General features: G+C 56.8%; 11 protein-coding genes. 6 read left to right on the top strand and 5 right to left on the bottom strand.

All coding sequences use genetic code 11. The features are described from left to right. Nucleotides 1-416, top strand: a 416-nt coding sequence (locus FFS37_RS35380; protein WP_137935520.1) for a helix-turn-helix domain-containing protein, incomplete at its 5' end; no start/stop codon positions are given. 75 nt (nt 417-491) lie between these two features. Here FFS37_RS35380 and FFS37_RS35375 read toward each other — a convergent pair. Together FFS37_RS35375 and FFS37_RS35370 are read right to left on the bottom strand one after the other, a co-directional pair. Beyond that, complete coding sequence (locus tag FFS37_RS35375) at nt 492-1517, bottom strand: alpha/beta fold hydrolase (RefSeq protein ID WP_137935519.1); 1026 nt, start codon at nt 1515-1517, stop codon at nt 492-494. After that, a complete protein-coding gene (locus FFS37_RS35370; RefSeq protein ID WP_095776126.1) occupies nt 1507-3120 on the bottom strand; it encodes an RcgA family putative transporter in 1614 nt (537 codons plus the stop codon). Before FFS37_RS35370 ends, FFS37_RS35375 begins: the two co-directional genes overlap by 11 nt. Before the next feature lie 338 nt (nt 3121-3458). Here FFS37_RS35370 and FFS37_RS35365 point away from each other — a divergent pair, with 338 nt between their 5' ends. Then, the gene (locus tag FFS37_RS35365; RefSeq protein WP_111542654.1) at nt 3459-3803 is read left to right on the top strand and encodes a hypothetical protein; all 345 of its coding nucleotides are present in this window, start codon (nt 3459-3461) and stop codon (nt 3801-3803) included. Here FFS37_RS35365 and FFS37_RS35975 read toward each other — a convergent pair. The 3 genes from FFS37_RS35975 to FFS37_RS35355 are packed head-to-tail and all read right to left on the bottom strand — an operon-like array spanning nt 3800 to nt 5108. Continuing rightward, the gene (locus tag FFS37_RS35975; RefSeq protein WP_171026564.1) at nt 3800-3964 is read right to left on the bottom strand and encodes a hypothetical protein; all 165 of its coding nucleotides are present in this window, start codon (nt 3962-3964) and stop codon (nt 3800-3802) included. The two genes, FFS37_RS35365 and FFS37_RS35975, sit on opposite strands and share 4 nt — an antisense overlap. Next, entirely contained in the window at nt 3961-4509 is a 549-nt protein-coding gene (locus FFS37_RS35360) for a thermonuclease family protein (RefSeq protein ID WP_137935518.1), read from the bottom strand. The genes FFS37_RS35975 and FFS37_RS35360 overlap by 4 nt, the downstream gene beginning before the upstream one ends. After that, complete coding sequence (locus FFS37_RS35355; protein WP_095776129.1) at nt 4506-5108, bottom strand: hypothetical protein; 603 nt, start codon at nt 5106-5108, stop codon at nt 4506-4508. The genes FFS37_RS35360 and FFS37_RS35355 overlap by 4 nt, the downstream gene beginning before the upstream one ends. Nucleotides 5109-5246: 138 nt before the next feature. Between FFS37_RS35355 and FFS37_RS35350 the strand changes: the two genes are divergently transcribed. The 4 genes from FFS37_RS35350 to FFS37_RS35335 form a co-directional block, all read left to right on the top strand. After that, entirely contained in the window at nt 5247-5849 is a 603-nt protein-coding gene (locus FFS37_RS35350) for a lytic transglycosylase domain-containing protein (RefSeq protein ID WP_171026563.1), read from the top strand. Between the two features lie 12 nt (nt 5850-5861). Then, nucleotides 5862-6176, top strand: a complete 315-nt coding sequence (locus tag FFS37_RS35345) for a TrbC/VirB2 family protein (RefSeq protein ID WP_023720448.1) — start codon at nt 5862-5864, stop codon at nt 6174-6176. A gap of 3 nt (nt 6177-6179) precedes the next feature. Next, nucleotides 6180-6473: a type IV secretion system protein VirB3 gene (locus FFS37_RS35340; RefSeq protein ID WP_006339854.1), complete on the top strand. Its 294-nt coding sequence runs from the start codon at nt 6180-6182 to the stop codon at nt 6471-6473. Nucleotides 6474-6631: 158 nt separating this feature from the next. After that, nucleotides 6632-7298, top strand: a 667-nt coding sequence (locus tag FFS37_RS35335) for a VirB4 family type IV secretion/conjugal transfer ATPase (protein WP_456299332.1), incomplete at its 3' end; no start/stop codon positions are given.

The following is a 7298-nucleotide window of genomic DNA, read 5'->3' as shown; positions in this document are numbered from 1 at the left end:
TGTTTCGGACCGCCGAGGGCGAAAAACTGGCCTATCGAACCTACATTCAGACTGTGCGTCAGAAAAATAATGTCACATTGACGACGCTGCAGATCATGGCAAACGGCTTGCAACTGTCTTTTGCATCACTGCTCGCCGGCGGCAAGAAAGTTCCGGAATGGGCGCATCAGTTGGACGACAATGCGATTCGCAAGCGGCTGGCGCACATCATCGATTTTGAGCGACAACGACGTACTTTGCACCGCTATGAGATGGCCGAACTAATCGGCGTGGCGGAGGCGACATTCACGAAACTGGAACGCGCGAGCGGCAATATCAGCGTGGACACGATTGCGGCGATCGCCAAGGCGTTGAAACTTGATCCAGCGACCTTCCTCTTTTCCGAAAAGATCCCGCCTGGCGGAGCCGACACCTAGCCGCCTGACGAGTGTTCCTAACGGGCCTATAATACGCCCCAGCCGGCGACCGCTCCATGCCCCTGCCGGCCAAACTCATGCTTGCCGGGCAGACTTGTCAGCACGCGACAGAAACCGCTTTAAGCTCAAACCGGCCAACAAAATGTATGGCGGCATGGCGAGCGAATAATGACCACAGTTTAATTCCAAAATATTTGGCCTAGCTCCGGCGTCCTTCAGCCTCTGCATGAACCTCTCCGATAGCTCTGGCAACACCACTTTGTCTCTCTTAGCCAACACAACGTGAAGACCGAGATCAGGCCGTGCCAAACTATCTGCGTAATTCTCCAAGTTAAGTGGACCCCAAGCCCTTCTGAGCTCGGTCATTTTAATCGCTGGCTCGAGACTAGCACGTATCAATCGTGTCGCGCGACCCGTCCAAACCATATCCGCTAGACTCCCCGCCGTCAGAAACAACGAGGCTTTCGACACAGCCGAGTCGTGCGCCGCGAGAAGGCCCGCAACCCAGGAGCCTAAGCTCATACCGAGAACCGAAATCTCTCGATAGCCTTCGATCTTCAACCAACGTATGAGTTTTCGCCCATCCAACACTGCTTGCCTTACAGATTGGATCGTTCGACCGAGACTAGGGCTAAGCATATAGTCGGCGTGCACGGAGCCGGGACGGCTGCGTTCGAAGTGATAAGGCATAGCGATCTCGACAACCGTGGTGCCACGCTGGGAGAAGAAGTTGGCAATCTGACGATTCCGGGAGCTTGCATTCCAATGGTGAAAAATCACCATCGCCTGATCGAACGACCCGCTTTCTGTGATTTTCGCCGAGACGACATTGTTCTGTTCGATATCAGTAGATATGTCCGATGGAAATTTGAGCCACCCATCTAGCCTTTCAAACCCCTGAACACTCACATTCGGGTCATCGAAAAAGGCTGGATCAGCCACGGCTTGGTCCGCAAGGGCACAGAATTCCTCGATACTTGTTATCTTATCCGCACCTGGAAAGGCGCGTTCCGCGTCAAGGGCGAAATCGGTTGATTTCTTCCCTTCCTCACCGCGTCGCGCCCGCCGCTCATCCCAATGATCAAGCCAACTATGATACACTCTGATTGTTTCCCAACTTAATCGCTTGCCGTCGCCCCAACCCTGGATCAAACAAGCCATATATTGCGAACAGCACTCCAACGCCCAGAAGGATCGAAAAGCCGGCAAATGCATCGATCAGCAAGTAGCTAGCCACGAGTAACGCTACGATCGCTGACATCTTCCACAAAGACATACGAAACCGAGGTTCGACACCTACACGGATGGAGCCGTACAGAAATACAGCACAGGTCGAAATAGCGATAAGAAGGCTACTATAATGGGTCGGCCTACGGTAGCTGATCACGGCGGTCACATCATTTCGCCCATAGAAGGCGGAAGACATATCGCCGACCAACCACGCCACAATATTCTCCCCACGCGATGTCAGGTAAGCACTCTGGAGCTTCATGACTATGGCGATCAGAAGCCCCAAAACAGTACACCGAAAAATCGCACGCATAACCCTGAGGCTGGCTTCATGGAAGCCGTATTGATAATCCACCTCGGGCGAATTACTCGCTGCTTTTCCAATTTTCCAAAGATCATGGATCACTGTATAAAGCAAAATTAGACCTACGAAGAACAGATAAAAACATAGGCACATGTATAGGTAAGCGAGCCCCGTGAACACGATCGCTTCCGGCACCGATATAACTTCAGGGCGCACAATCGCTAACGAGCCCCAGTCCGTCGCATAGCTGCCACCACCTTTGAGCAACGGGATTAAAGACACGCCGATCCACTGAAAAAGACCGGCGAATACCACACAAATCAAAAGAACCGCCCAATATGAATACGAAGAAGCTTGTACGCTGCGCGCCCAGGCATCGTCGCTTTCCATCTTGTCGCCCTGCGCTACAAGCTTTGGGCGGCCTTCATCTTTCCAAAAGGTCACCAGCTCTGTCACGAAGGCAAAAAACAGTGGCAAAAATACCATGAAGACGAATGTCCAATTCGCTGTCCAAAGAAACCCAACCTGCTTGACGACGCCATCCGCCCGGCCATATGTCACGCTGTGAATCCCCGTAAGATACGACAAAAACCCAAGAGCGGTGACACCCGCAAACACCGACGCCGGTAAATTCAGGGGAGATCCGCGACTAAAAAACGCCTCCGATTTCCTCGCCAAACTAAAACGCCGGCTCGGCCCCTTGGGGTCAGTATCCCGTGTCAGCACTGCTGGGGAGTCTGTCTCGTCGTCGAAGGTCGCCGTCAGTGCCGTATCTGGAATCTCCTGTGCAACGCTGCTTCCGGCTCTCTTCCATCCTCGTCTCTTGATCGATAGCCGCGATTGCGCCGCACTAAGCTCCATCTGCCATTCGCTAGTTGCGACCGGATCATCGCATCCGAGAATCCTCGCCAGCCAACGAATGTTGGCAGTGCTAATACCCTTCTCGTTCTCTTGAAACCAAAGCTGCACCGTTCGTAGATCGACCCCAACCCGGTTGGAATCAATCTGTGAAATCGCCTCTGCAAGGAGCTCGGGCGTCCATGGGCCGGCAGGAAACCCGTCTTTGCCCAGTAGTCGACCCGCGCCCGCCGCCGCCAATCGTTTGAATAATTCTTTGAAATCACTCCCGTCTCTGGGCGGAGGGAGAAATAACTTTCCGTTCTTAAACAACAACTTATAGGCTCTAGTTTCGTTCCGCTTCGCTAGGCTTCGTATCTTATCGTGCCTTCGTGCTCAATCAACGCTTTTATTAACTGGATTTGGCCGGCACGGGAGACGATCGATGACTGGTGACCCGCTGGAGAGGCTGCACACGGTTGTTGCGGGGGAGATGTTTCGCAAACCGCCGGCCAAGGCACTGAGCTGCCCGGATCGGTCGCGACCGCATGAGCGAAAAGTAGGGGAAGCCAGGGCTTCGGGAGCCTGAGAAGCAGAGGGATGAAGCCATCCCTATTTTTCTCGCCTCCCGAGGTATCATTTACGAATTGTCATGAGCGTGGAGCCAATCGATGCCCATTCAAGTGGTCTGTAACAACGGAGTGGTGGAAGAGGCCGACGGGGTCCCGAATCTGATCGCGGCGCATCGTCAAGCAGTCGCCATGGTTGAACGTCTCGGCAAGCGATGGATGGGGGCAGAAGGGCCGGACGCGACCCTGACCGGCCGGCGATTGGATTCGGTCATGGCGGAAGAGGTTATCGCGCGTCGGCGCGCGGCCGCTGCGCCGGTGGCCGATGTCGTTGAGATGAAAATGAAGGCAGCTTATTTCTGTCGGTTGTTGGGGAACGACTGGTGCGAGATTGACGTCGACGATTTGCGCGCGTTGCTCGGTTCTTTCGCGAAACTGCAGGCCTAGGAGAAGAGCGCTGAAATCCATGAGGCCACGGTATTCCAGGCCACGTAGATTCCCGCCGGCACCAAGATGATCGCGATGAATGCGATAGCATCGCCGATTGCGCCGTCGGTGCGTCCTTCCACGGGATAGTAATATTTGTGCGCCTCATCGTCGTGCTTCATTCTTGTCTCTCCGATCGCTTATTTAGCAGCAGCTGAACAGGGTGCTGAAACGTCGTGCCCCACAAACCTGCACGTTTCATCTTAGCGTTGATTTCCGCGACGAGGTAGTTCTCATTGACGGCTTTGCCCTTTGCTGTCGTTGCGGCAAACGCGTATCCGGTCGCTATGAGCGCGGTGCCGACGTCGATTGTGTCGCCATTCAGCTGCGCACCGCAGACGACAAAGGCCGCCTTGTCGAGGGCGTAGCCGATTGGCTGGCATGTCACCGCCGCGCTATCGAACAGTGCTGCCAGATGCGCCAGCGAGATGTTCCCGCAATCGAGTTTGTTCCCATTTCGCTGTTCAGCCGACGTGCCGCGAAGACATGACTGCACGCCATAGAGGCGGAAAAGGTGGTCGCCGTCACGCCAGGTATCTCCGGTCAGCAGTTGAGCCGATTTCGATACCGCGAAGGGCGTTGGCGCGGCAGATTCGGATGCACCCTGGGCCTGTGCCGATGCGCACAAACCAAAAGCGGCCAGCACTGCAAAGCGCGCCTGTTTCATTCCTGGAACTGTCCACCGAGGTCGGCGGAGTGCTCCAGATCGGGGCGCAGCGACTTGCCGTCCTTGTTGCGTCCGATTGCGGCCATGCCGAAGAAAACCATTTCGTCATCGTCGTAGGCGACGTTGTACGGGTCGTTTGTATTGCCCGCACCCACGAGAGAAAAACACGACACGGCGTCGGGTTCCCCCTTCCTGCTCTGCAGCACAAGCGTTTTGCAAAGCACGACAGAAGCACGATGGTTGTAGATTCCTTCTTCATAGTCCTGCGCGGCCTTCGTGCAGTCCCACGCCTGCGTCTTGTAGGTAATCTTTGGATTTGGGCAGGCGGCGAGGCCGCGCAGTCGATAGGCCACGCCGTTGATGACGCGCTCGGTCGCCGACGACGCCTTAACCGGCGAACTGAGGGTCGCCGCGTCGCGCTGAAAGAGCGCGCCTTTCGCATCGTAGCGCTCATAGACGAACACCTTCTCGCCCGGCTTGGCAAACTGGAGCAGGTAGTGTTCCGACGGCTGCGCGAAGGCATTTGGAGCGTCGGCGCCGGCAGCATAAGCCGCGGTGCCCTGGAGCAGCAAAGCCGTGCAAAGGGCAATCTGTTTCATCGAAATCCGTCCCTGCGGTGCATATGGTGTTGACACTTTACTAGGGCTGCGTGTAGCCATAGTAAAGTGTTAAATTTTGGCGACAGTATGAACACTCGAACAGCTCTTCTGCTCACCCTGTGTGCCGCTACAATGCCCTTGGAAGCGCACGGCCGGGATCTGGCGTCAGACCGCGTCGCGGTCGCCTTTGCAACGCCGGCGCAAGCCCTTACCTCAGTCGGGGCGCAGAGGCCTGGGGCGTGCAAGACCGGAAACCGTACTGAAGTCGCCGAACTTGTGCGTTCAGTCGCGCTGGACGAAGGCTTCGACGCCGATCTGGCCGAGGCGATCGCATGGGCTGAAAGCGATCTCGGCGCCAATCAGGGTCCGTCCAAGGCCGGAGCCCTTGGGATCATGCAGTTGATGCCGGGGACGGCGGCCGATCTCGGCGTGAGCGACCGTTGCGATACGCAGGCGAATGTTCGGGCTGGCTTGCGCTATCTGAAGTCACTCTATGACGAGTTCCAGGATCCGCTGCTGATGCTGGCGGCATATAACGCCGGGCCCAACAGCGTCTACAAGGCGCAGGGCATTCCGGTGAATCCGGAGACCGCGGAATACATCGTGAAAATCCTCAACCGCTGGAAGTTCGGCGGTGTCGCGACGAAGCCCGTCCTGACCAAATCCGAAATGCTCGCGGCCGGTCCGCCAGCAAGCGGAGACGCTTGGCAGGAGGGTCATGTCATGGATTTCGGCAACTGAAAGGAGCCAAGGGTGGAATACAGGAAAGCAGGCAAATTTGCTCTGAAACTGGCCTTGGCCTCGGCGGTCGGAATAGCTCTGGCGCCAGCCACCGCATACGCCCAATCGGCGGCGCCAGTCGAAAACGTGCTGGAATGGTTCGTCGGCGTTCTGCAGGGCAACATAGCGCGCTCATTTGCCATCATCGCGGTCTGTTTTCTCGGCTTCCTCGCCATGACGGGACGGCTGGCGTGGATGATGGCTTTTTCCATCATCATTGGCATCGCTCTTATCTTCGGCGCTGCCCAGCTGGTGGACGCGGTTCGCGCGACGGCAGGAGGCAGCTGAGCCATGGACGACGAGGAAGTCTATGTCGAGCCGGTCAGCCTGCCCCTGACACGCCCCCCTATGAAATGGGGCGTGCGCTATGAAGTTTTTGCACTGAACGGCATCCTGGCGGTGATCGGCTTTATCGCCACGAGCAGCTTCATGCTCGGTCTTGGCGTGTTCGGCGTGGTGCATCTGGTCAGTGCATATCTGTGCCAGCGCGATCCGTACATCTTTCATATTTTCGAGCGGCGCGTCTCCAAACGCGGAGCGGTGGCGAACCTCACTTTCTGGGGGGCGAGGAGCTATTCGCCATGAGCCTCGATGCAGACCTGAAATTTGGCCGTGAGCGCCGCCGCGAAAAACCCGCTGCGATGCACATCCCCTACCTTCGCCACGTCGATGACAATTTGATCGTGACGAAGAGCGGCTTTCTGGTCGGCGCCATCCAGCTTAGTGGCCTGCCGTTCCAGACGATGGATCAGGCCGAGTTGAACAGTCGAATGTTCAACCGCAACACCACGTTCCGCAATCTCTCGACCTCTCGCTTTGCGGTCTACACAACGATCATCCGCCGCCACGTGACGCCGGAGATCGAAGGCGACTTTGACAATCCTTTCGTGGCCGAGCTCGACGCCCGTTACATGGATGAGCTTGGCTCGAAAAACCTTTTCGTCAACGAGGCGTATCTGACGGTCATACGGCGCCCGATGGTCGGCCGTGTCGGATGGGTGGACAAGGCGCTCAATGCATTCCGCATCAGCACTGCCGGCGAAGAAACCCGCGAAGAGGCGATAGCCGAACTGCATGACATCCTCGACGGCATGGTCAAGGATTTCGCCGCTTATGGGGGGCGTCTTCTCGGTGTCGTGAAGCGCCGCGACAGCTTCTTTTCCGAGGCCGCCGAATTTCTGGCGAAAATCCTCGCTGGTGGCGGCGACGTGGAAATTCCTTTGCCGCGCATGTCCCTTGGCGATGTTCTGGCGACGCGGCAGCTGTTTTTCGGTAAGTCCGCGCTGGAACTGCGCGGGCCGGACGCAGCCAAGCTCGGCGCCATAGTGTCGATCAAGGAATACCCGCCGTTTACCGCTCCGGGCTCATTGGACGGTCTCTTGCGCCTGCCACATGAGTTTGTCCTGACGC

Origin of the sequence: Mesorhizobium comanense (genome assembly GCF_005503535.1) — a bacterium.
In the GTDB taxonomy this organism is placed as follows: Bacteria; Pseudomonadota; Alphaproteobacteria; order Rhizobiales; family Rhizobiaceae; genus Mesorhizobium; species Mesorhizobium comanense.
The sequence above is the reverse complement of the archived record's forward strand: the minus strand, read 5'-3'. Positions and strand labels throughout refer to the sequence as shown.